We start from the raw sequence: 20,683 nt of genomic DNA on the forward strand, positions 1-20,683 counted from the left end.
GCTCAGCAGCCGCCCGCCGACACGGCCGCCGCCGAGCAGCGCGCCGCCGGGGCGGAACGCCGGATGCGCGAGGCCGCCTCCGCCCGCGACGCCGCCCAGCGGGCCACCGCCGAGCTGGACCGCCTCTCCGCCCACGCGGAGGACGGCGCCCGCCGTCTCGCCCCGCTGCGCGAGGAGTACGACCGGGTGGCCCGGCTCGCCGGTCTCACCGCGGGCACCTCCGCCGACAACGAGCGGAAGATGCGGCTGGAGTCGTACGTCCTCGCCGCCCGCCTGGAGCAGGTCGCCGCCGCCGCGACCGCCCGGCTGCGGATGATGTCCTCGGGGCGCTACACCCTCGTCCACTCCGACGACCGCAGCGGACGCGGGCGCAGCGGGCTCGGGCTGCACGTCGTGGACGCCTGGACCGGTCGCGAGCGGGACACCGCGACCCTGTCAGGCGGCGAGACCTTCTTCGCCTCCCTCGCCCTCGCCCTCGGCCTCGCCGACGTGGTCACCGACGAGGCGGGCGGGGTCCGTCTGGACACCCTCTTCATCGACGAGGGCTTCGGCAGCCTCGACGACCAGACCCTGGACGAGGTCCTGGACGTCCTGGACTCCCTGCGCGAACGCGACCGCAGCGTCGGCATCGTGAGCCATGTGGCCGACCTGCGGCGCCGTGTCCACGCCCAACTGGAGGTCGTGAAGGGGAGGTCGGGGTCCACGCTGCGGCAGCGGGGCGCGTGAGGAGCCCGGTCCCTCAGGACCGTACGCCCTCGAAGGCGATCGGCAGATGGCGCGGCCCGCGCAGCACCGCGTTCGGCCGGTACGGCGGCGGGTCCTCCACCAGCCGGGGCTCCACCAGGCGCCGTGCCAGCTCGGCCAGCGCGATCTGGGTCTCCAGCCGGGCCAGCGGGGCGCCGAAGCAGCTGTGGATGCCGCTGCCGAAGCCCAGATGCTGGAGATCCTCGCGGTCCGGGTCGAAGCGCTCGGGGTCCTTGAACCGCTCGGGGTCGCGATTGCCCGCCGCCAGCATCAGCCAGATCCGCGAGCCCGCCGGAATCCGCACCCCGCGCACCTCGATGTCGGTGATGCAGGTGCGCTGGGGCACGAGCTGCACGGGCGGCTCGTAGCGCAGCAGTTCCTCCACGATGTTGGGGGCCAGGTCCGGGTCCTCGCGCAGCCGGTGCAGGAACTCGGGGTGGCGCAGCAGGGTCAGCATGCCGTTGGTGATCAGGTTGACCGTGGTCTCGTGGCCCGCGATCAGCAGCAGCACGGCGGTGCTGAGGATCTCCATCATGGTCATGGTGCCGTCCGGCCCCCGGTGGGTGGCCAGGTCGGACAGCATGTCGTCGCGCGGCTCCTTGGTCCGCTCCTCCACCAGCCCGGCCAGATACATGCCGAGCTGCATCCGCGCCTCCTGCGCGGTCTTCACGAACTCCGGGTCCGCGCCCTGCCGGGTGTCCGGGTCCAGGCTCGCCACCAGCGGGTCCACCCAGGCCCGGAAGCGCGGCTCGTCCTCGCGGGGCACCCCGAGCAGCCGGCAGATCACCGTCACCGGGAAGGGGTACGCGAACTGGTCCACCAGGTCGATCTCCCGGGCGTCCCCGAACCCGTCGATCAACTCGCGCACGATCTCGTGGAGTTCGGGCCGCATGTCGTCGATCCTGCGCGGCTTGTCCGGCGGTCCGAAGGCGCTGTTGGTCATGCGCCGCAGCCGGTCGTGCTCCGGCGGGTCCAGCCGGATGAAGGACGGCGGCAGTCCCGTGTTCTCCGCCTGGTTCAGTTCGTCGGCCCCCGCCGCCGTGAGATTGGCCGCGTCGGAGCTGATCCGGGGATCGTGCAGCAGGCTCTCGATGTCCCAGTACGAGCTGATGACATAGGGGTCGCCCTCCTCCTCGTGCAGCACCGGGGTGCGGCGCAGCTCCGCGTAGAGGGGGTACGGGTTCGCGCGGTTGGCGAAGTCGGTGATCTGGCGCACCAGCGAGGCTCGCGTCATGACAGGTCCTTGGGGCGTCGTCGTGCGGCGGTCAGTGGTGGCCGGGGGTGAAGACCAGGCGGCGGTCGGCCGGGGAGTAGCCGCTGAGGGTCACGGTCGGGCCGTGGGTCGGCAGCGAGGGGTCGGGGAAGTCGGAGGGCACCGCCCGCCGCCCCTCGGGACGCCGGTCCATCGTCGGATAGTCGGCCGGGAAGGGGGCGCCCTGCTCGATCTGCCGCTGGTAGTACTCCAGCCAGCGCGCGTTGTCGAAGGACACCGCCGCCACGATCCGCCCCTTGTAGCCGTAGACGCCGACGAACCGGCGCTCCGCCGTCGACCCCTGGGTGATCATCAGTTGGTCGCTCATGGGCGGCACGCCCACCGACTTGATGTTCACCCCGAACTGGGAGGACCAGAAGGCGGGCATCCACATGTGGGGGCGCCGGTCGTACGGCTGGCAGATCATGTTGTGCGCGGCTGTCTCCGCCTGTGCGACCGCGTTGCCCCAGTGTTCGAGGGACAGGAACTGGTAGCCGAACAGCGGATGCGGGGAGCGGGCCACGTCACCGGCCACGAACACGTCGTCGGTGACGATGCCCCGGAAGTCGAAGGCACGGCAGCCCGCGTCGCTCGCGATGCCGCGCGGTCCCGCGCCGATCCCGGACCCGGTCAGCCACTCGGTGTTGCGCAGCGAGCCCAGCGAGACGACCACGACATCCGCCTCGACCACGCTCTCGTCCGACAGATGCACCGCACGGACCCGGCCGACCGAGTCGCCCTCCAGCGCGGTCACGGTGACATGGGTGCGCAGATCCACGCCGTTCTCCTGGTGGAGCTCGGCGGCGACGGCCCCGATCACCCCGCCGAGCGCGCCCACGAGCGGACCTCCCGCGCGTTCGGCGACGGTCACCTCCAGGCCCATCTCCCGGCAGGCCGAGGCGACTTCGGACCCGGCGAACCCGGCGCCGATCACCACGACCCGGCGGGCCCCGGCGCGCAGCCGGTCGTACAGCGCGGTCGCGTCGTCCCGGGTGCGCAGCACGAACACCCCGTCCAGCTCGGCCTCGTCCTCCTTGGGCCAGGGCCGGGCGCGCACACCGGTCGCGATCAGCAGCCGGTCGTACTCCACCTCCTCGCCGTCGGCGAGGAGCACCCGCTTGCCGGTCAGGTCGAGACCGGCCGCCGGGACACCGAGCCGCCACTCGGCGTCCAGGTCCCGCCGCCGGGGCAGCTCGGTGTGCTGCGGGGACGCCTTGCCGAGCAGCACCGACTTCGACAGAGGCGGCCGGTCGTAGGGCTCGTACGGCTCGTCACCGATCAGGGTCAGCGCGCCGGTGAAGCCCTCCTCGCGCAGCGTCTCGGCCGCGTGCAGCCCGGCCAGCGAGGCGCCGACGATGACGATGCGGCCCTCGCGGCGCAGCCAGTCCACGTGGTCAGCGGCCATCGGACAGCTCCCGGGCGGCTCCGGCGGCCACCCACGCGTCCTCGGCGGGGGCGCCCTGGTACAGCCCCTCCACGGTGATCGCCTTGACCGGGCAGGCGGCGGCCGCCCGCGCGACCGCGTCCCGTTCCTCGTCGGCGGGGCGCGGGTTGTAGAGCAGCGCCTCGTTGCCGTGCATGGTGAAGACGTCGGGGGCCAGGAAGGCGCACTGGGCGTATCCCTGGCACTTGTTGAGATCGACGACGATCCTCATCGACGCTCCGCTCTCTCCGGTGGCCAGGTCCGGTGTGCCCCGCCTTCTCGCACGGCACGCGGTCCCGGACGGCGGTGGTCCCCCGCCCGCCAGCATGGAAGCGGAGCCTGCTCCGCCGCGCGCGGGGAGCCGCCGATCGGGTGAACGGATCCCTAGGGGGAGACGCCCCTAGGGGGAGACGCTCCTAGGGGGCGCCCGCGGCCCCGGCCCGCCCCCGCCCGCTCGCCATCAGGATGTGCCCGCTGAGCACCAGCGACCAGGCCGGGAAGACCAGCTCCGCCCAGGGCACGTTCGAGGAGACGAAGAGCAGGACCAGCGCGGTCAGTGAACTCAGCACGGTCAGCCAGCGCGGCAGTACGCCCAGCCGCTTGCCGATCACGGACATGGACGACACGAAGACGGCCGCCATCCGCATCGCGTACTCGGTCATCAGCCCGTAGGCGAAGTGCCGGCCGAAGTCCCAGGTCGCGGGCGACGGCGTGCTGCCCGCCGGGTGCGAGACCGTCAGTACGGCGGACGCCGCCGCGGCCGCGCCGAACAAGGTCGCGGTGAAGACCAGACCGCTGCCGAGCAGCACGGTCGCGAGGAACCGGTCCTCGACCTCACCCACATGGGCGCGCACCGCGCCGAGGAACCACAGGAAGAAGATGCCCGCGAAGGGGATCAGTGCGAGCGCCGTCCGCACCGCACTGCGCCGCGCCGGGTCGGTGAACCCCTGCGCGGACGTCGCGTCGGCGCCCTCGGGGATGCCGAGCCGCATCAGCACGATCGTCGCCGCGAGGAGCAGCGCGAACACCACCCCGGCGAGCCCGGCCGCGCGCGGGGTCTCCAGCGCCTCCCGGCCCGGCCCCCTGCGCCCCTTGACCTGCATGAGCGGCCCACCTCCCGAGCGACGGCCCCCGCACCAGCAAGCAGCCGGTGCGCGGGACCGCGCCAGCGGGAGGGGGCCGTATGGCCGAGCGTGATGCCCGCGCCCGTACGGCCGCCCGCCCCCGCGAGGTCAGAGCTGGGACAGCTCCTCCAGCAGGTCGTCCAGACCCAGCGAGCCGAGCGACAGCGCCGCCATGTGCCACGCCTTCAGGTCGAAGGAGTCGCCGTGCCGCTCGCGCGCCCGCTCCCGGCCGAGCAGCCACACGCGCTCGCCGAGCTTGTAGCCGATGGCCTGGCCCGGCATGGTCAGATACCGGGTCAACTCGCTCGCCACGAAGTCCGCCGGACGGCTGTTGTGGGCGACGAAGAACTCCTCGGCCAGCCCCGGGGTCCACCGCTCACCCGGGTGGAACGGCGAGTCGGCCGGGATCTCCAGCTCCAGGTGCATACCGATGTCGACGATCACCCGCAGCGCGCGCATCATCTGCGCGTCCAGATAGCCGAGCCGCTGCTCCGCGTCCGTGAGGTAGCCCAGCTCGTCCATCAGCCGCTCCGCGTACAGCGCCCAGCCCTCGGCGTTGGCGCTCACGATGCCGACCGTGGCCTGGTAGCGGGAGAGACGGTCCGCCACGTACGTCCACTGCGCCAGCTGGAGGTGGTGGCCGGGCACGCCCTCGTGGTACCAGGTGGACACCAGGTCGTAGACCGGGAACCGGGTCGCGCCCATGGTCGGCAGCCAGGTCCGGCCCGGACGGGAGAAGTCCTCCGACGGCTCGGTGTAGTAGGGGGCCGCCGCGCTGCCGGGCGGGGCGATGCGCGACTCCACATTCCTTACCGGCTCGGCCAGTTCGAAGTGCGTGCCGTCCAGGTCGGCGATGGCCCGGTCCATCAGGTCCTGGAGCCACTGCCGGGTCTCCTCGACCCCCTCGATGTGCCGGCCGTGCTCGTCCAGGTGCTTGAGCGCCGCCCAGGGCGTCCTGGCACCCGGGAGGATCTTCTCCGCCTCCTTCACCATCTCGGCGTACAGACGGTGGAACTCCGCCCAGCCGTAGGCGTACGCCTCGTCCAGGTCGAGGTCGGTGCCGTTGAAGTGGCGGGACGTACGGGCGTAGCGCTCCCGGCCGACCACGTTCGGGGCGCCCTCGACCGCCGGGGCGTACACGTCCCGCATCCAGTCGCGCAGTTCCGCGACGGAGGCGGTCGCCGCGCGGGCGGCCTCGTCGAGTTCGGTGCGCAGCGCGTCGGGACCGGCGACGGCGAAGTCCTCGAACCAGCCCCGGCCCTCGCCGGTGTCCGCCCACTCGGTCAGCTGCTCGACGAAGACGCCGGTCGGCCGGGGTGCCGCGAACAGCTTGCGTTCCAGGCCCAGTTCGAGCGAGGCGCGGTAGCCCGCGTAGGCGGCCGGGACCGCGCGCAGCCGCTCCACGATCGCCGCCCAGTCCTCCTCGGTCTCCGACGGGGTCAGCGTGAAGGCGTGCCGCACCGAGTGCCCCGGGGTGTGCATGTTGCCGACGGCGCGCAGGTGCTCCTCCGCGTCGTGCATGGCGAGTTCGGCGGTCAGCCGCTCGCGCAGCAGCCGCGCGCACCGGCGCTCGGCGTCGCTGTCCGCGCCGGGCAGCCGCTCGGCCTCGTCCAGGCGCGCGAGGGTGGTGCGCGCCAGTTCCGCCACGGCCTCCTGGCCGGCGGGGGAGTAGTCGGGGAGCCTGCTGGAGCTCTCGGCGACACCGAGGTAGGTGCCGGTGACCGGGTCGAGGGCGATGAGTTCGTCGACGTACGCGTCGGCGATCTGACGGGGCAGTGCGCTCTTCGTCTCAGACATGGCGCCCATCCTCGCGCCCACGACGTGCCCACGTCACCCCGTTTCGGATCACGGCGTGCCGGGCGGCAACAGGGGACCGCAGTCCCACTGCTGGAAGATCAACCGGGTCTCCACCCGCGCCACTTCACGCTGTGAGGTGAACTCGTCCAGCACCAGCCGCTGAAGATCGGCCATGTCCGCCACCGCGACATGGATCACGTAGTCGTCGGGGCCGGTGAGATGGAAGACGGTCCGCGACTCGGGCAGCGCGCGCACCCGTTCCACGAACGGTCCGACCAACTCCCGGCGATGCGGCCTGACCTGGACGGACAGCAGCGCCTGGAGCCCGCGCCCCAGCTTCGCCGGGTCCAGACGCAGTTCGTGCCCGAGGATCACCCCCGAACGGCGCAGCCGCGCCACCCGGTCCAGACATGTCGACGGCGCCACCCCGGCCTGGGCGGCGAGGTCGCGGTACGTCGTCCGGGCGTCGTTCTGCAGCAGCCGCAGCAGAAGCAGATCCACCGGGTCCAGTACGACGGAATCGGCCATGGGCCGAACGTAACACGGCCTTTGGCCATCCGAACCCGGCCGGTGTTCACCCTGACGCCATGGACTCAGCGAGCAACGGCGCTTCTGACTACGCCCCTTCCCGTGCCCTGGCCACCGAGGCCGTGCACGCCGGCCGCGACGACCTCGCCCGCCAGGGCCTGCACACCCCGCCCATCGACCTGTCCACCACGTATCCGTCTTACGACAGCCGCGCCGAGGCGGCCCGCATCGACGCCTTCGCCGCCGACGGCGCCGATCCGGTGGGACCGCCGGTCTACGGCCGCCTGGGCAACCCGACCACGGCCCGCTTCGAGACCGCGCTCGCCCGGCTCGAAGGCACCGAGTCCGCCGTGGCGTTCGCCAGCGGCATGGCCGCCCTCAGCGCGGTGCTGCTCGCCCGCTCGACGGCGGGCCTGCGCCATGTCGTCGCGGTACGGCCGCTGTACGGCTGCAGCGACCATCTGCTGACCGCCGGGCTGCTCGGCACCGAGGTCACCTGGACCGACCCGGCGGGCATCGCGGACGCGCTGCGCCCCGACACCGGCCTGGTGATGGTCGAGTCCCCGGCCAACCCCACCCTCGCCGAGACCGACCTGCGGGCCGTCGCCCACGCCTGCGGCACGGTCCCGCTGCTCGCCGACAACACCTTCGCGACCCCCGTGCTGCAACGCCCCGCGGAACTCGGCGCCCGTCTGGTGCTGCACAGCGCCACCAAGTACCTCGGCGGCCACGGGGACGTGCTCGCCGGGGTGGTGGCCTGCGACGAGGAGTTCGCCGGACAGCTGCGCCGGATACGGTTCGCGACCGGCGGGGTGCTGCATCCGCTCGCCGGGTATCTGCTGCTCAGAGGCCTGGCCACGCTGCCCGTACGCGTCCGGGCCGCCTCCGCGACCGCCGCCGAGCTGGCCCGCAGACTCGCCGCCGACCCGCGCGTGGACCGCGTCCGCTATCCGCGCCTGGGCGGCGCGATGATCGCCTTCGAGACGCACGGCGACCCGCACGAGGTGATCTCCCGCGTCCGCCTGATCACCCCGGCCGTCAGCCTGGGCAGCGTGGACACCCTCATCCAGCACCCCGCGTCCATCAGCCACCGCATCGTCGACGCCGACGACCGGCGCGGCGCCGGGGTGAGCGACCGGCTGCTGCGGCTCTCGGTCGGCCTGGAGGACGTGGACGACCTGTGGGCGGACCTGGACGGCGCGCTGGGGACGGCCGTGCGTACGCCGGTGCCGTTGAGCGAGGCGGTGGGGTGAACGTCGTACGGTCCGAACTGCGCCTGGATACAGGTGCGTTCGGGCCGTACTCTACGTGGATCAGCCGAGGTCAGCCGTGCTCAGACGCGCCGCCGAGCCGTACCCGGCCGCTCTCCTGCGCGACCGGCACCGGCACCGCGTCCAGCCGGGCCGTGATGACGAGGGTGCCCTCCTCGACCTGGTAGTCGAGGGGGAGTCCGAGACCGCGCATCGCCGCGACCATGCCGGTGTTGGAGGAGCGGGTCACGGCGTAGACGCTCTCGCAGCCCGCCTCGACCGCCAACGCGACCAGGCGGCCCAGCAGTTCGGCGCCGATGCCGCGCCGCTGCCAGTCGTCCTCGACCAGCAGGGCGACCTCGGTCTCGTCGCCGTCCCACAGCAGATGGCCGAGTCCGACGACGCGCCCCGAGGTGGTCTGCGCGGCCAGGGTGCGGCCGAAGCGGGGGCTGAGCAGGTGGTTGAGATAGCGGTCGGCGTCGGCGACGGGACCGTGGTAGCGCAGCGCGAGGGTGTCCGGCGAGCACCGCTCGTGCATCGCGCGGGCGGCCTCCAGGTCACCGGTGTCCACCCGGCGCACGGTGATGTCGTTGCCCTCCGGCAGCGTCAGCACGTCACGGCCGCGCGGAATGCGCGGACCCAGCCTGCCGTCCAGCTCGACCAGCGCCCGCGCCCGCGCGAACTCGGTGGGCGTGAAGGGCAGATACGGCCGCTCCACGCTCAACACCCCGCCGCCCGGGGCCCGCAGCCGCAGCACCGTGTCCTCCAGCACCCCTTCGACGGGGACCGTCTCGTCGTCCACCGGTCGGCCCGGCAGCGAACGCACGGTGCACCGCCCCAGCAACTGGCGTAGCGCGAGCGGAAGTTCGGCGGTGTCGAGGGCGGTGCGGGTGGCCAGGCCGAGGACGCGGGTGGGGGCGTCCACCAGGTCGTGGGCGTCGGCCCGCTCCACCCAGGTGGCGGAGCCGCCCGCCCGGGCGACCGTCCGTGTCAGCTCGGTCGCCGTCAGCGGCTCCGGCGCCCGCAGCAGGAACTCGTCCACGGTGCCGTCGGCCAGCGGGTGCGTCTGGAGGCTCACGATGTCGACCCGGGCCTCGGCCAGCGCCGTGCACAGCACGGCCAGCGAACCCGGCTCGTCCCGCACGGTCGTCCGCATCCGCCACAGCGCGCCCGGTCCGCCCACCGGAGCGCCCTCGTCGTCGGACTGCCCGGCCGGCCGCACCTCGGCGGCGGACCGGGCGCCGGTATCGCTGCCGGGCACCGGGGGTGCGTGCCCGTGTCGTCGGGACCACCAGGTGTGGAAACCGGCGGTCGCGGCCAGCGCGATCGCCGAGACCATGAGCAGCGCGGGACCGTCGGGGCCGTGCCCGACCAGGTTCGCCACCGCGTCCGCGACGGCGACGGCCGTGAACAGCGCGGCCAGTTCCACGAGATCGCGCCGCCAGTGGTGCACCGGGCGCCCGTGCCGGGCGCGCATCGTCCGAGAATTCTCTGGTGTCATGCGGCCACTGTGGCGCAGCGGTGTTGCGTGATCACGAACGCTCTGTGACCGATGGGTAAAGGCTGATTGGGTCGATTTCATTGCATTTTCTACGGCCGTGATCGACCGCGCCGCCCTGGGTGCCGCCCCATCAGCCACGCAACGTGCTCACCCCGCAGGCGAGTTGACCCGTACGGCGGAGTGCCGCGCTCCGGGGGATGACGCCGGTGCGCGGCACTGCCGAGGGTACGGGACGCGGGCGGTCAGCGGCTGCCGTCCAGCAGGACGCGGGCCACGAGCGCCGGGTCGTCGTTCATCGGACAGTGCCCGCAGCCGGGCAGCCGCACCAGGCGGGCGTGCGGAATCGTCTGCTTCGCGCGCACGCCCTGCCTGCGCAGCAGCACCCGGTCCCGGGTGCCCCACGCCACCGTGACGGGCGTACCGGGCACCGTGTCCGTGAACCGCACGGTGGTGCCCGTGCGCAGCGTCGCCTCGAACCCGGTCGCCCCGGCCAGCGCCAGTGTCTCGGCGACCACCGCCTCGGGCGAACGGCGCGCCGGGCGGGCGTAGATGGTGCTGGTCAGCGCCGTACGTCCGACCGCGTTGCCCGCGAGTCGCTCCACCAGGGGCAGCGGGAGGTGCTGGGCGATGCCCCGCATGGTGAGCAGCAACCCGAAGGCGTAGCGCCGCTCGGCCTCGGTCCAGAACCCGGCCGGGGACAGGGCGGTGACCGAACGGACCAGCCCCGCGCTGCCCAGCTCCAGGGCGAGGAGGCCGCCGAGCGAGTTGCCCGCCACGTGCGGCCGGTCCAGGCCCAGTTCGCGGAAGAACGCGCCGAGCACGGCATTCGTCGTCGGCAGGTCGTAGTCCAGACCGGTCGGCAGTCCGGGGGAGGCGCCGAAGCCCGGCAGGTCCACGGCGATCACCTCGCGCTCGGTCGCCAGGATGTCGATCACCGGGCTCCACGCCTGCCGGTGGTGCCCGATGCCGTGCAGCAGGACCAGTGGCTCGCCGCGTCCCACGCGCTCGTAGGAGACGGTCACGTCCCCCGCGGCGTGCGGGCCGGTGACCGTGAAGGAGGCGGTGGCGGACATGAAGAGCTCCTCGGGTGGACTGCGGACGGACGCGGTGGACAGCTTGTCAGCAATGGCTACCGGCGGGTAGTACCCGCGCCGCCGGACCGCGAACGCGCCTGCCCCGCACGCCCGTCGGCACCGGACGGGCCGATTCCGTACGGACCACGGGGCGTGTCGGGCGATACCGTCTGGACACCGGCGGACGGGTCGGCTGGGATGTGGCGGTGACCACCGACATCGCGACCGACGTCTTCGAAGAGAACCGCCCTCTCCTCATGGGAGTCGCCTACCGGATGCTCGGCCGGGTCGCCGACGCCGAGGACGTGGTCCAGGACGCCTGGCTGCGCTGGGCGGGCGCCGACCGCGACAAGGTCCGCGAGCCGCGTGCCTACCTGGTGCGCGTCACCACCCGGCTCGCCATCGACCGGCTGCGCCAGGTCAAGGCGCGTGACGAGGCGTACGTCGGCCCCTGGCTGCCCGAGCCGTACGTCACCGACTTCGGCGACAACGTCCCCGACACCGCCGACCGCGCGCTGCTCGCCGACTCCGTCTCCTTCGCCGTCCTCGTCGTCCTGGAGTCGCTCTCCCCGCTGGAGCGCGCGGTGTTCGTGCTGCGCGAGGCGTTCGGCTATCCGTACGCCGAGATCGCGGAACTCCTCGACCGCGGCGAGGCGGCCGTGCGCCAGCTCGCCGGACGCGCCCGCCACCACGTCGAGGAGCGGCGCCCGCGCTACGACGTCGACCCCGCCCAGCGCCGCGACCTCACCCGGCGCTTCCTCGCCGCCGCGACCGAGGGCGACCTCGAAGGACTGATGTCGCTGCTCGCGCCCGAGGCCCGGCTCGTCGGCGACAGCGGCGGCAAGTCGAAGGCGCCACTCCGGGAGCTGTACACCGCCGACAAGGTCGGCCGCTTCCTCGTGGGCGCCACCGGCAAGGGCGTCGTACCCGGCATGTCGTACGAGTTCATCGAGGTCAACGGCGCGGTCGCGGTGCTCGTCCTGCTCGACGGCAAGCCCGACACCGTGTTCCAGGTGGACGTCGTCGACGGCCTCGTCAGCACGGTCTACATCGTTCGCAACCCGGACAAGCTGCGTTCTCTCGCGAACACCGTGTGAACGCCGGGTTGTCCGGGGCCCGCCGATATGGGCCCTGGAGGGAGGATTGGTCTTGACCAAGGGTCAGGCCCGTTTTATGGTCACTGATAACTGCAACAACCTTTAATAAACAAGGGCGCCAAAACCGCCGGACAACGGCTTGCGGAGGACAGGGTGGGGACCACGCAACTGGAATCGGTGCCGGAACCGAAGTACTGGCATCTCAAGACCGTGCTCACCGAGGCACTCGACTCGGAGTTCTCGGTCGGGGAGATCCTGCCGAACGAACGCGATCTCGCGGCCCGTTACGGCGTGGCCCGCGCCACGCTGCGCCAGGCCCTGGAGCAGCTGGAGCTGGAGGGCCGCCTCCAGCGCCGCCGGGGGGTCGGCACCACGGTCGCGCCGCCGCGCATGGGCGTCGCCGTCGGCACCTCGCGGCACACCTGGCCGGGCGCCGGGGACGACGTCTGGCAGCCCGTGGACTGTGTACGGTCCGTGCCGCCCGCCTCTGTCGCGGCCGCGCTGGAGACCGGCGGGGAAGAAGTGCACATCGTGCGCCGCTCCCGCACCTCGCACGGCCGCAGCGTCGCGACCGAACTGCTCTACGTCCCGGCCGCCTCGGTGCCCGACCTCACCGCGATCGACGCGCCCTCGGGCCCGTCCCGCGCGCGTGCGGTGCTGCGCGAGCTGCACCGGCTGGAGCTCGACGGGCAGGACCGCGCCGTCGAACTCGGCTCCGCCGGGGCGGACGACGCCCGCGCACTCGACCGGCTGCCGGGTTCCCCGGTCCTGGTCCTCACGACCCGCTTCCACGCGGCGGGGCGTACGGCCGCGCTCTCGGTGGCGACCTACCGTGCGGACACGTGCCGGCTGACGTTCGGCGACTCCCCGGACGTCGAGATACACGACGATCCGGCGCGCCGGGCGTCCTGACGGGTGCTGTGAACCGACCGCACGCTCCGCCTATTTGGCGGGGCGTGCGGTGTTTTCTGCCGGGGGCGGCTCAGTCGGCCGCGCCCACCGTCCCCTCCACCGCGAACAGTTGCCGTTCCACATGCGCCAACGCCAGCCGCAGCGCGCCCATGGCGACGACCGCCTCGCCCAGGAGGGAGAGGGCGACGCCCGGGGGCCGCAGACAGTAGCGGGAGAGTTCACGGCGCAGGGGGTCCAGGACACCGTCCAGGCCCGCGGCCCAGCCGCCTATGACGACCAGTTCGGGGTCGAGGGCCAGGACCAGCGCGGCCACGTCGTGCACCAGCCGCTGGATGAAGCGCTCCACGGCCGCCCGCGCCGCCCGGTCGCCCTCGCGGGCCAGCGCGAACACCTCCGTGACCGCCTGCTCGTCCAGCGGGGGCAGCGGCTCGCCCGTCGTGGACAGCAGCGTCTCGGGCGTGGCCTCGCGGCCCAGCAGATGCAGCGCCCCGATCTCCCCGGCCGCCCCGCCGAACCCCCGGTGCAGCCGCCCGCCGATCAGCGCGCCCGCGCCCGGACTCAGCCCGGCCAGCACGAACACCACGTCGTCGCTCTTGACCGCCGCACCCTTCCAACGCTCGGCGACGGCGGCCGCGTTGGCGTCGTTCTCCACCAGGACCGGGCACTTGAAGGAGCGGCTCAGCCGGTCACCGAGCCGCAGCCCCGTCCAGCCCGGCAGCGCCGTACCCAGCCGAACCGTTCCGTCGGCCTCCACGATGCCCGGGGTACCCACCCCGACCGCGCGCAGCGAGCCACGCGCGACCCCGGCCCGGCGCAGCAGCTCGGCGACCGTGCCGCGCAGCCGCTCCAGGCGCTCGTCGGCCGGGGCCTTCTCGTCGACGGGTCTGGTCTGGGTGCCGAGGACCCGTCCGTCCAGGTCGGACAGGGTCGCCACCACCCGGTGCGCCCCTATCTCCAGGCCCAGCAGATGCCCCGCCTCGGCCCGGAACCTGAACCGCCGCGCCGGGCGCCCCTGCCTTCTGGCCGTCCCCTCCTCGGCCGCCGTCTCCACCACGAGCCCCGCCTCGGCCAGCCCCTCCACGACCCCCTCGACGGTGGGCCGGGACAGCCCGGTCACCCGGGTGATCTCGGTGAGCGTCGCGCACTCCGCGTCACGCAGCGCGCGCAGCACCACCGCGGAGTTGATCCTCCGCAGCAGCGAGGGATCGCCACCGGTCAGCTGCCCCACGGTCCGTCCTCCCAGCTCGCGGGCGTCGTGGGGCGGATCGTACTCGGCCCCGCACGCCCCGGCGAGGGCCGGGCAGGAGTCATCCCGGCGCGACGAACCCCGACTCGTACGCGGCGATGACCGCCTGCGTGCGGTCGCGCGCCCCGAGCTTGGCCAGCACCGCGCTCACATGCGACTTCACCGTCTCGGCGCCGACCACCAGCCGGGCGGCGATCTCCGCGTTGGTCAGACCCCGTGCCATCAGCCGCAGCACCTCCGCCTCCCGCTCCGTCAGCCGGGCCGCCGACAGGGGATCGGAGGCGGCCCGTTCCCCGCCGTAACGCGCGGCCAACTGCCGTACGGACGCCGGGAACAGCAGCGAGTCGCCCGCCGCGACCAGCCGTATCGCGTGCGCGATCTCCTCCGGACGGGCCCGCTTCAGCAGAAAGCCGTCCGCGCCCGCGCGCAGCGCCTCGTAGACGTACTCGTCCTCCTCGAAGGTCGTCACCACGACGATCTTGGGCGGATCGGTCACCGTACGCAGCACCGCGCGGGTGGCCTCGATGCCGTCGAGGAGGGGCATCCGCACGTCCATCGCCACGACGTCCGGCCGGAGTTGGCGCACCAGCGGGATGACGGCCGCACCGTCGGCGGCCTCGCCGACCACCTCGATGTCGGGCTGGGCGTCGAGCACGGCCCGCAGACCGGCGCGGACCAGGGGTTCGTCGTCGACGAGCAGTACGGTGACCGGCATCCGGCCAGCCTAGTGCCGCAACAGGCAACGTTCGCCCCGTCGCGACGCCCGGCACGCACTCTCGCCGCACCGGCCGAAAGCCCGAGTACGCCCAGTACGAGGGCTTCCGGCCGGCACGCCGAGAGCACGCACCGGACACCGCTCCTTGACGGGCAAACGTTGCCTGCCGCGGCACTAGATCAGTACGGACCGCCGTCGTCACCGGTGGAGCCGTCGCCCCCACCTCGCCTCAGCCGAGCGGGAGTTCCGCCCGTACCCGCCACTCGCCCTCGTCCGGCCCCGTCAGGGCGCTGCCGCCGAGCAGCGCCGCCCGCTCGCGGATGCCGCGCAGTCCGCTGCCGCCACGGCTCTCGGCGAGTCCCGCCGGGAGGGGATTGCGTATCTCCAGCGTGAGCCCTTGCCCGGCGACGGCCACCCGGACCCGCACGGGGACCGGGCCCGCGTGCCGCAGGACGTTGGTCAGCGCCTCCTGGAGGATGCGGTAACCCTCACGGGACACCGGCCCCGGCACCGCCTCCACCGGGCCCGTCACCTCGGAGTCCACCTTGGCGCCCGAGGCCCGCGCCGACTCCAGCAGCCTGCCCGCGTCCGTCAGCGTGGGGCGCGCGCCCACCGGCCGCTCCGTCTCGCGCAACACCCCGAGCACCCGCTCCAGGTCTTCCAGGGCGGCCCGGCCGGTCTCCTCGATGGCGGTCAGCGCCCGTCCGGTGAACTCCGCGTCGCCCGCCGCCCGTGCGGCGCCCGCCTGGATCACGGCCACGGTCAGCGCGTGCCCGATCGAGTCGTGCAACTCCCGGGCGATCCGGGTCCGTTCGAGCAGCAGCTCGGTGCGCTCCTCCAGCGCGGCCAGGCGTTCGGCGGCCGAAGGACCGAGCAACTGCCGTGCGCACACCGTGACGAGCGTGCCGAGCCCGACCACCGTGCCGTACAGCGCGAGCAGCGGAAGCGGGGCCAGCAGCGCGTACGCCGGGTGCGGCGGCAGCCGGTCCAGGAGAGGGACACCCGAAGACGGCTTGCCCCAGGCGTACTTGACGAGATCGAAGGTCAGCGTCGGCAGCCATACGCAGGCGAACGTCGCGGCCGCCCCGAGGCCCATCCGCACCTCCAGCCACAGCACGGTGCGCCACCGGTCCCGCCAGGAGGCCGCCGGGACCGCGGAGATGCCCGGTTCCTTCTCGCCGGGCGTCAGCAGCAGCCGCGCCTGCACGCCCTCGCCCATCCGCACCCCGGCCACGAGACCGGCCGGTGCGATCAGGAGCGCGGGTATCCAGGGCGTACCGGGGCTGATGAAGAGCCAGACGCTGACGATCAGCATCGGCACCCACAGATGCACCAGGCGTGTGTACGTCGTCCCGCGCAGCAGCGGGCGCAGGAAGCGGACCATGGAGCCATCGTCGCAGGCCGCACCGGTGGCCGACCTCCCCCGCACGGGGGAGCGGATCCCCACGCCAGGGGGAGGTGCCGGGGCGCGCGTCCGGCGAGGCTCGTTGCCATGACCAGCATCGAACTGCGCGACCTCACCAAGGAGTACGGCGGCAGACGCGCCGTCGACGGACTGACCCTCACCGTGCGCCCCGGCCGCGTCACCGGCTTCCTCGGCCCCAACGGCGCGGGCAAGTCCACCACCATGCGGCTCGTCCTCGGCCTCGACCGCCCCACCTCCGGCACCGCCACCCTCGACGGCCGCCCCTACGACCAACTCACCGAGCCACTGCGCCGGGTGGGCTCCCTGCTGGACGCCCGCGCCGCCCACGGCGCCCGCACGGCCTACGACCACCTCAGGGTCCTCGCGGCGGCCAACCGCATCCCCGTGGCGCGGGTCGGCACCGTCCTGGAGCGGACCGGGCTCGCCTCCGTGGCCCGGCGCCGGGTGCGGACCTTCTCCCTCGGGATGCGCCAGCGGCTCGGCATCGCCGCCGCGCTGCTCGGCGACCCGGGGGTGATCCTGCTCGACGAACCCGCCAACGGGCTCGACCCCGAGGGCATCGTCTGGGTCCGCTCGCTGCTGCGCGAACTGGCCGCCGAGGGCCGTACCGTCCTGGTGTCCAGCCATCTCATGGGCGAGACGGCCGTGTTCGCGGACCATCTGGTGATCCTCGGCCGGGGCCGCCTCCTCGCGGATACCTCGGTACGGGAGTTCATCGACGCCCGGGTGCGTCCCCGGGTACGGGTGCGCACCGCCGACGCCGACGCCCTCGGCGCGCTGCTCCTGCGTCACGGCCACGAGGCAGAGCGGGACGCGGACGGCGCCTGGACCGTACGGCAGGCCCACGCCGAGGAGTTGGGGCGACTGATGTCCGAGGCGGGGCTGCCCGTCCTCGAACTCGCCGCCCAGGAAGCCAGCTTGGAAGAGGCGTACTTCGACCTCACGGCCACCGAGGCCGAGTTCACCGCACAGCCCCAGGAGGTCTGACCATGCCGTTCGTCCCCGTCCTGCACGCCGAGTGGCTCAAGATCCGTACGCTGCGGTCGCTCGTCGGCGGTCTGACCGCCATCCTCCTTGTCACCGTGGGCTTTTCGGCGGTCGCCGCAGCTGATCCCGACCATTCCGACGCGCTGTTCTCGGTGTTCTTCGGCGTCAGCCTCGGCCAGATCGCGGCGGTTTCCTTCGGCGCCATGGCGGTGGCGGGGGAGTACCGGGGCGGTGCGCTGCGGCTGACGCTGGCCGCCGTACCGGACCGCACGCGCTGGTTCGCCGCCAAGGCGACCGCCGTCGCCCTGCCGGTGTTCGCGGTCGGCCTGCTCACGGGCCTGCTGACCCTGGTGCTGGGCCGTATCAACCTCGGTGCGGACGAGCCCACTTGGGGTGAGGGGCTGCGGGGCGCCGTCGGCTGCGCGCTGTATCTCACGCTGATGGCGCTCCTCGCCGCCGGACTCGCGGCCGTCCTGCGCAGCGGCGTCACCTCGCTCTCCCTGCTGATCCCCTTCCTGCTGATCGTGTCCTTCGTCGTCGGAGACCTCTCCGCAGGCGCGGCCGACTATCTGCCCGACCGGGCCGGCCAGATCGCCCTGCACAGCACCTGGGACGGCGCCCTCGGCCCCTGGACCGGGCTCGCGGTCACCTCGCTGTGGACCGCGGCGGCACTCCTCGCGGGGGCGTGGTGCGTACGGCGACGGGACGCCTGAGCGAGTGGCACCAGTTCGGTCCCGGGAGTCCCACTGACGCCCCGCCAATTGTCAGTGCCCCCGGCTTTACTGGACTCATGGACGTCGTCGCCCGGCATCTCGCCGCCATCGACCGGCTCCGCACCCTGGATCTCCGGGAGGGCGGGGCCGGGTATCGCACTGTGGCCCTGGAGACCAGTCAGGGGCTCGGGGCGAGCGACGCGGGGGCGCGGGGACGTGCGGCCGAGGACTTCCACGCCCTGCGCGAGGCGATCGCCGCGCGGCTCGACGCCCGCTGGGGCGGCGGCCCGGCCTGGGGCCAGCTCACCCTCCGGGTCCGGCTCGCACACGGGGAGTCCATACCCCAGCCCTGGGCCACGCTCTGTCTGCGCACGGACGAACTGGACGTGTGGCAGGCGGGGGAGGGCGGGGCGTGGGTGGCGCTGGGGGTGGCCGACCGCGACGCGGACGACGAGATCGAGCTGCTGGCGGCGGTGACGTGGACGGCTCCGCCGTAGAGACGCTACGCCCCGTCCGCCGCTTCCCGCAGCCGCGCGTACTCCTCCGCCATGGTCTCCAGTGTCCAATGGGCGTTCAGGCCACTGGGGTTGGGCAGCACCCACACCCGGGTGTCGCCGAAGGTCCGCTCCTGGGGGCCGATGCGGGCGGCTCGGTCGCCGAAGGCCGACCGGTAGGCCGTCACCCCGACCACGGCCAGCCAGCGCGGCGCGTACCGCTCGACCCTGGCGGCCAGCAGCCGACCGCCCTCGCGGTACTCCTCGGGCTTCAGCTCGTCGGCGCGGGCGGTCGCGCGGGCGACGACGTTGGTGATGCCGAGACCGTAGGAGAGGAGGTCGCGTTCCTCGGCGGGCTTCAGCTGCCGGGGGGTGAAGCCGGAGCGGTGGAGCACCGGCCAGAAGCGGTTGCCGGGGCGGGCGAAGTGGTGGCCCGTCGCGGCGGACATCAGGCCGGGGTTGATGCCACAGAACAGGACGTGGAGGCCGTCCGCGATCACGTCGGGGACGAGACGGTCGCGGGCGGCCTCCAGCTCCGCCTGGGTCAGGCTCAGAGGATCGCCCCGGGGGTGTAGCGGGCGGCCTCCGGGTGCTTGGCGGCGATCTCGTCGATGCGGCGGACGAGGACGCCGACCTGGTCGGCGGCGGCACCGGTGAACGACAGCTTGTCGGCCATCAGGGATTCGAGCTGCGCGCGGTCCAGCGGCAGGCGCTCGTCGGCCGCCAGCTTGTCCAGCAGGTCGTTGCGGTCGGCGCCCTGCTCGCGCATGGCGAGCGCGGTGGCGACGGCGTTCTCCTTGATCGCCTCGTGCGCGACCTCGCGGCCGACCCCGGCCCGCACCGCGGCCATGAGGACCTTGGTGGTGGCAAGGAACGGCAGGTAGCGGTCCAGCTCGCGGGCGACGACCGCCGGGAACGCGCCGAACTCGTCGAGCACGGTCAGGAACGTCTCAAGGAGGCCGTCCAGCGCGAAGAACGCGTCCGGCAGCGCGACCCGGCGCACCACCGAGCAGGACACGTCGCCCTCGTTCCACTGGTCGCCCGCCAGCTCGCCGGTCATCGAGGCGTAGCCGCGCAGGATCACCATCAGGCCGTTGACGCGCTCGCAGGAGCGGGTGTTCATCTTGTGCGGCATCGCGGAGGAGCCGACCTGACCCGGCTTGAAGCCCTCGGTGACCAGCTCGTGGCCCGCCATGAGCCGGATCGTCTTCGCGATCGAGGACGGCGCCGCCGCCAGCTGGACCAGCGTCGTGACGACCTCGTAGTCCAGCGAGCGCGGGTAGACCTGGCCGACCGAGGTGAACGCCCGCGAGAAGCCGAGGTGGGCGGCGATCCGCTGCTCCAGCTCGTCCAGCTTGGCGGCGTCCCCGCCGAGCAGGTCCAGCATGTCCTGGGCGGTGCCGACCGGTCCCTTGACGCCGCGCAGCGGGTAGCGGCCGAGCAGCTCCTCCACACGCTCGTACGCCACCAGCAGCTCGTCGGCCGCCGTGGCGAAGCGCTTGCCGAGGGTGGTGGCCTGCGCGGCCACGTTGTGCGACCGTCCGGCCATGACCAGCTCGCCGTACTCCGCCGCGAGCCTGCCCAGACGGGCCAGGACGGCCACCGTACGGTCGCGCATCAGCTCCAGCGAGACGCGGATCTGGAGCTGCTCGACGTTCTCCGTGAGGTCGCGCGAGGTCATGCCCTTGTGCACGTGCTCGTGACCGGCGAGGGCGTTGAACTCCTCGATCCGGGCCTTCACGTCGTGCCGCGTGACCTTCTCGCGCTCGGCGATCGAGGCCAGGTCCACGGTGTCGAGCACCCGCTCGTAGTCGGCGATGGCCTCGTCGGGCACATCGATGCCGAGGTCCTTCTGCGCCCGCAGCACGGCGAGCCAGAGCTGCCGCTCCATCCTCACCTTCTGCTCGGGCGACCAGAGCGAGGCGAGCTCGGTGGAGGCGTAGCGTCCGGCGAGGACGTTCGGGATGCGGGGCTTGGCGGGCGCTGAAGTCACGTGCACCGAGTTTACTGGCAATTCGTGCAGGCCAGCGCCTCGGGGTTGATTGGAGGAAGCTACGAAGGGCTTGCGGGGTGCTTGTGCGGCGGCGGCTGTGGCAGCTCGGGCGGGGGGTACCGCTGGTGTGGCACCCGGCCGGGAGCGCCGTACGTAGCGTAGACGGCGCGTACTCGCCGACGGGTGGGAGGCCTCCGGGCGCCGCCGGTCAGGGGGCCGGTCAGGGGCTGGTCCGGCCGGTTGCGGCGACGGCCTCGCGGTAGAGAGAGGTGCGGTAGATGCCGGACGCGGCGGAATTCACGACCGTCACCAGCAGCATGACGGCTACGACCGCCGCGAAGGCCGCGAACAGGACGGCCAGGCTGTCCGACTCCACCGCGAGGATCAGAATTCGGACCTCTGGTGTGT

21 protein-coding genes are annotated in these 20,683 nt (G+C 73.2%); 7 read left to right on the forward strand and 14 right to left on the reverse strand.

Going from position 1 to position 20,683, the window contains the following annotated elements:
• Positions 1–726 (forward strand): SbcC/MukB-like Walker B domain-containing protein (locus tag GTW40_RS06420; protein WP_272918983.1); only part of this gene is annotated, 726 nt, incomplete at its 5' end.
• A 13-nt stretch (positions 727–739) separates the two neighbouring features.
• Here the strand turns inward: GTW40_RS06420 and GTW40_RS06425 are convergent.
• The 6 genes from GTW40_RS06425 to GTW40_RS06450 all read right to left on the reverse strand — a co-directional run bounded on the left by GTW40_RS06425 (position 740) and on the right by GTW40_RS06450 (position 6,868).
• Entirely contained in the window at positions 740–1,978 is a 1,239-nt protein-coding gene (locus GTW40_RS06425) for a cytochrome P450 (protein ID WP_161179183.1), read from the reverse strand.
• A 31-nt stretch (positions 1,979–2,009) separates the two neighbouring features.
• The gene (locus GTW40_RS06430; protein WP_161179184.1) at positions 2,010–3,401 is read right to left on the reverse strand and encodes an FAD-dependent oxidoreductase; all 1,392 of its coding nucleotides are present in this window, start codon (positions 3,399–3,401) and stop codon (positions 2,010–2,012) included.
• Positions 3,391–3,651: a ferredoxin gene (locus tag GTW40_RS06435; RefSeq protein WP_161179185.1), complete on the reverse strand. Its 261-nt coding sequence runs from the start codon at positions 3,649–3,651 to the stop codon at positions 3,391–3,393. The genes GTW40_RS06430 and GTW40_RS06435 overlap by 11 nt, the downstream gene beginning before the upstream one ends.
• A 184-nt stretch (positions 3,652–3,835) precedes the next feature.
• A complete protein-coding gene (locus GTW40_RS06440; RefSeq protein WP_161179186.1) occupies positions 3,836–4,522 on the reverse strand; it encodes a hypothetical protein in 687 nt (228 codons plus the stop codon).
• A gap of 129 nt (positions 4,523–4,651) precedes the next feature.
• Entirely contained in the window at positions 4,652–6,340 is a 1,689-nt protein-coding gene (locus GTW40_RS06445) for a DUF885 domain-containing protein (RefSeq protein ID WP_161179187.1), read from the reverse strand.
• 48 nt (positions 6,341–6,388) lie between these two features.
• The gene (locus GTW40_RS06450) at positions 6,389–6,868 is read right to left on the reverse strand and encodes an Lrp/AsnC family transcriptional regulator (protein ID WP_161179188.1); all 480 of its coding nucleotides are present in this window, start codon (positions 6,866–6,868) and stop codon (positions 6,389–6,391) included.
• A gap of 59 nt (positions 6,869–6,927) precedes the next feature.
• Here GTW40_RS06450 and GTW40_RS06455 point away from each other — a divergent pair, with 59 nt between their 5' ends.
• On the forward strand, positions 6,928–8,121 hold the full coding sequence (locus tag GTW40_RS06455) for a PLP-dependent transferase (RefSeq protein ID WP_161179189.1): 1,194 nt from the start codon (positions 6,928–6,930) through the stop codon (positions 8,119–8,121).
• Positions 8,122–8,191: 70 nt separating this feature from the next.
• Here the strand turns inward: GTW40_RS06455 and GTW40_RS06460 are convergent, their stop codons facing one another.
• Together GTW40_RS06460 and GTW40_RS06465 are read right to left on the reverse strand one after the other, a co-directional pair.
• Positions 8,192–9,619: a GNAT family N-acetyltransferase gene (locus tag GTW40_RS06460; protein WP_202485492.1), complete on the reverse strand. Its 1,428-nt coding sequence runs from the start codon at positions 9,617–9,619 to the stop codon at positions 8,192–8,194.
• Positions 9,620–9,861: 242 nt separating this feature from the next.
• Entirely contained in the window at positions 9,862–10,692 is an 831-nt protein-coding gene (locus tag GTW40_RS06465) for an alpha/beta hydrolase (protein WP_161179190.1), read from the reverse strand.
• 206 nt (positions 10,693–10,898) lie between these two features.
• Here GTW40_RS06465 and GTW40_RS06470 point away from each other — a divergent pair, with 206 nt between their 5' ends.
• Positions 10,899–11,789: an RNA polymerase sigma-70 factor gene (locus GTW40_RS06470; RefSeq protein WP_161179191.1), complete on the forward strand. Its 891-nt coding sequence runs from the start codon at positions 10,899–10,901 to the stop codon at positions 11,787–11,789.
• Between the two features lie 153 nt (positions 11,790–11,942).
• The gene (locus GTW40_RS06475) at positions 11,943–12,701 is read left to right on the forward strand and encodes a GntR family transcriptional regulator (RefSeq protein WP_161179192.1); all 759 of its coding nucleotides are present in this window, start codon (positions 11,943–11,945) and stop codon (positions 12,699–12,701) included.
• A gap of 70 nt (positions 12,702–12,771) precedes the next feature.
• On the opposite strand, the gene GTW40_RS06480 is transcribed toward GTW40_RS06475, so the two are convergent.
• The 3 genes from GTW40_RS06480 to GTW40_RS06490 form a co-directional block, all read right to left on the reverse strand.
• Positions 12,772–13,929, reverse strand: coding sequence for an ROK family transcriptional regulator (locus tag GTW40_RS06480; RefSeq protein ID WP_161179193.1), 1,158 nt, complete (start codon positions 13,927–13,929; stop codon positions 12,772–12,774).
• A gap of 79 nt (positions 13,930–14,008) precedes the next feature.
• On the reverse strand, positions 14,009–14,662 hold the full coding sequence (locus GTW40_RS06485) for a response regulator transcription factor (RefSeq protein WP_161179194.1): 654 nt from the start codon (positions 14,660–14,662) through the stop codon (positions 14,009–14,011).
• Between the two features lie 229 nt (positions 14,663–14,891).
• Positions 14,892–16,046 carry a histidine kinase gene (locus tag GTW40_RS06490; RefSeq protein ID WP_161179195.1) on the reverse strand — a complete coding sequence of 385 codons (1,155 nt, stop codon included), beginning with the start codon at positions 16,044–16,046 and terminating at the stop codon, positions 14,892–14,894.
• A gap of 108 nt (positions 16,047–16,154) precedes the next feature.
• Between GTW40_RS06490 and GTW40_RS06495 the strand changes: the two genes are divergently transcribed.
• From GTW40_RS06495 to GTW40_RS06505, 3 genes are all read left to right on the forward strand, one after another.
• Complete coding sequence (locus GTW40_RS06495) at positions 16,155–17,075, forward strand: ATP-binding cassette domain-containing protein (protein ID WP_161179196.1); 921 nt, start codon at positions 16,155–16,157, stop codon at positions 17,073–17,075.
• Between the two features lie 2 nt (positions 17,076–17,077).
• The gene (locus GTW40_RS06500; RefSeq protein ID WP_161179197.1) at positions 17,078–17,788 is read left to right on the forward strand and encodes an ABC transporter permease subunit; all 711 of its coding nucleotides are present in this window, start codon (positions 17,078–17,080) and stop codon (positions 17,786–17,788) included.
• A 77-nt stretch (positions 17,789–17,865) separates the two neighbouring features.
• Entirely contained in the window at positions 17,866–18,285 is a 420-nt protein-coding gene (locus GTW40_RS06505; RefSeq protein ID WP_161179198.1) for a hypothetical protein, read from the forward strand.
• 5 nt (positions 18,286–18,290) lie between these two features.
• On the opposite strand, the gene mug is transcribed toward GTW40_RS06505, so the two are convergent.
• The 3 genes from mug to GTW40_RS06520 form a co-directional block, all read right to left on the reverse strand.
• Entirely contained in the window at positions 18,291–18,830 is a 540-nt protein-coding gene (mug, locus tag GTW40_RS06510) for a G/U mismatch-specific DNA glycosylase (RefSeq protein ID WP_161179215.1), read from the reverse strand.
• A gap of 2 nt (positions 18,831–18,832) precedes the next feature.
• Complete coding sequence (purB, locus tag GTW40_RS06515; RefSeq protein ID WP_161179199.1) at positions 18,833–20,275, reverse strand: adenylosuccinate lyase; 1,443 nt, start codon at positions 20,273–20,275, stop codon at positions 18,833–18,835.
• A gap of 220 nt (positions 20,276–20,495) precedes the next feature.
• A complete protein-coding gene (locus GTW40_RS06520; protein WP_161179200.1) occupies positions 20,496–20,651 on the reverse strand; it encodes a hypothetical protein in 156 nt (51 codons plus the stop codon).
• Positions 20,652–20,683 lie beyond the last annotated feature (32 nt).

The sequence above is a fragment of the Streptomyces sp. SID4985 genome, from assembly GCF_009863025.1.
Lineage (GTDB): Bacteria > Actinomycetota > Actinomycetes > Streptomycetales > Streptomycetaceae > Streptomyces.

What these genes read in the sequence shown, in the direction of transcription:
- GTW40_RS06465 (WP_161179190.1), bottom strand. Translation starts at nt 10,692, where the DNA reads ATGTCCGCCACCGCCTCCTTCACGGTCACCGGCCCGCACGCCGCGGGG.
- GTW40_RS06425 (WP_161179183.1), bottom strand. Translation starts at nt 1,978, where the DNA reads ATGACGCGAGCCTCGCTGGTGCGCCAGATCACCGACTTCGCCAACCGC.
- GTW40_RS06435 (WP_161179185.1), bottom strand. Translation starts at nt 3,651, where the DNA reads ATGAGGATCGTCGTCGATCTCAACAAGTGCCAGGGATACGCCCAGTGC.
- GTW40_RS06430 (WP_161179184.1), bottom strand. Translation starts at nt 3,401, where the DNA reads ATGGCCGCTGACCACGTGGACTGGCTGCGCCGCGAGGGCCGCATCGTC.
- GTW40_RS06440 (WP_161179186.1), bottom strand. Translation starts at nt 4,522, where the DNA reads ATGCAGGTCAAGGGGCGCAGGGGGCCGGGCCGGGAGGCGCTGGAGACC.
- GTW40_RS06500 (WP_161179197.1), top strand. Translation starts at nt 17,078, where the DNA reads ATGCCGTTCGTCCCCGTCCTGCACGCCGAGTGGCTCAAGATCCGTACG.
- GTW40_RS06445 (WP_161179187.1), bottom strand. Translation starts at nt 6,340, where the DNA reads ATGTCTGAGACGAAGAGCGCACTGCCCCGTCAGATCGCCGACGCGTAC.
- GTW40_RS06455 (WP_161179189.1), top strand. Translation starts at nt 6,928, where the DNA reads ATGGACTCAGCGAGCAACGGCGCTTCTGACTACGCCCCTTCCCGTGCC.
- GTW40_RS06490 (WP_161179195.1), bottom strand. Translation starts at nt 16,046, where the DNA reads ATGGTCCGCTTCCTGCGCCCGCTGCTGCGCGGGACGACGTACACACGC.
- GTW40_RS06450 (WP_161179188.1), bottom strand. Translation starts at nt 6,868, where the DNA reads ATGGCCGATTCCGTCGTACTGGACCCGGTGGATCTGCTTCTGCTGCGG.
- GTW40_RS06460 (WP_202485492.1), bottom strand. Translation starts at nt 9,619, where the DNA reads ATGACACCAGAGAATTCTCGGACGATGCGCGCCCGGCACGGGCGCCCG.
- GTW40_RS06485 (WP_161179194.1), bottom strand. Translation starts at nt 14,662, where the DNA reads ATGCCGGTCACCGTACTGCTCGTCGACGACGAACCCCTGGTCCGCGCC.
- GTW40_RS06505 (WP_161179198.1), top strand. Translation starts at nt 17,866, where the DNA reads ATGGACGTCGTCGCCCGGCATCTCGCCGCCATCGACCGGCTCCGCACC.
- GTW40_RS06495 (WP_161179196.1), top strand. Translation starts at nt 16,155, where the DNA reads ATGACCAGCATCGAACTGCGCGACCTCACCAAGGAGTACGGCGGCAGA.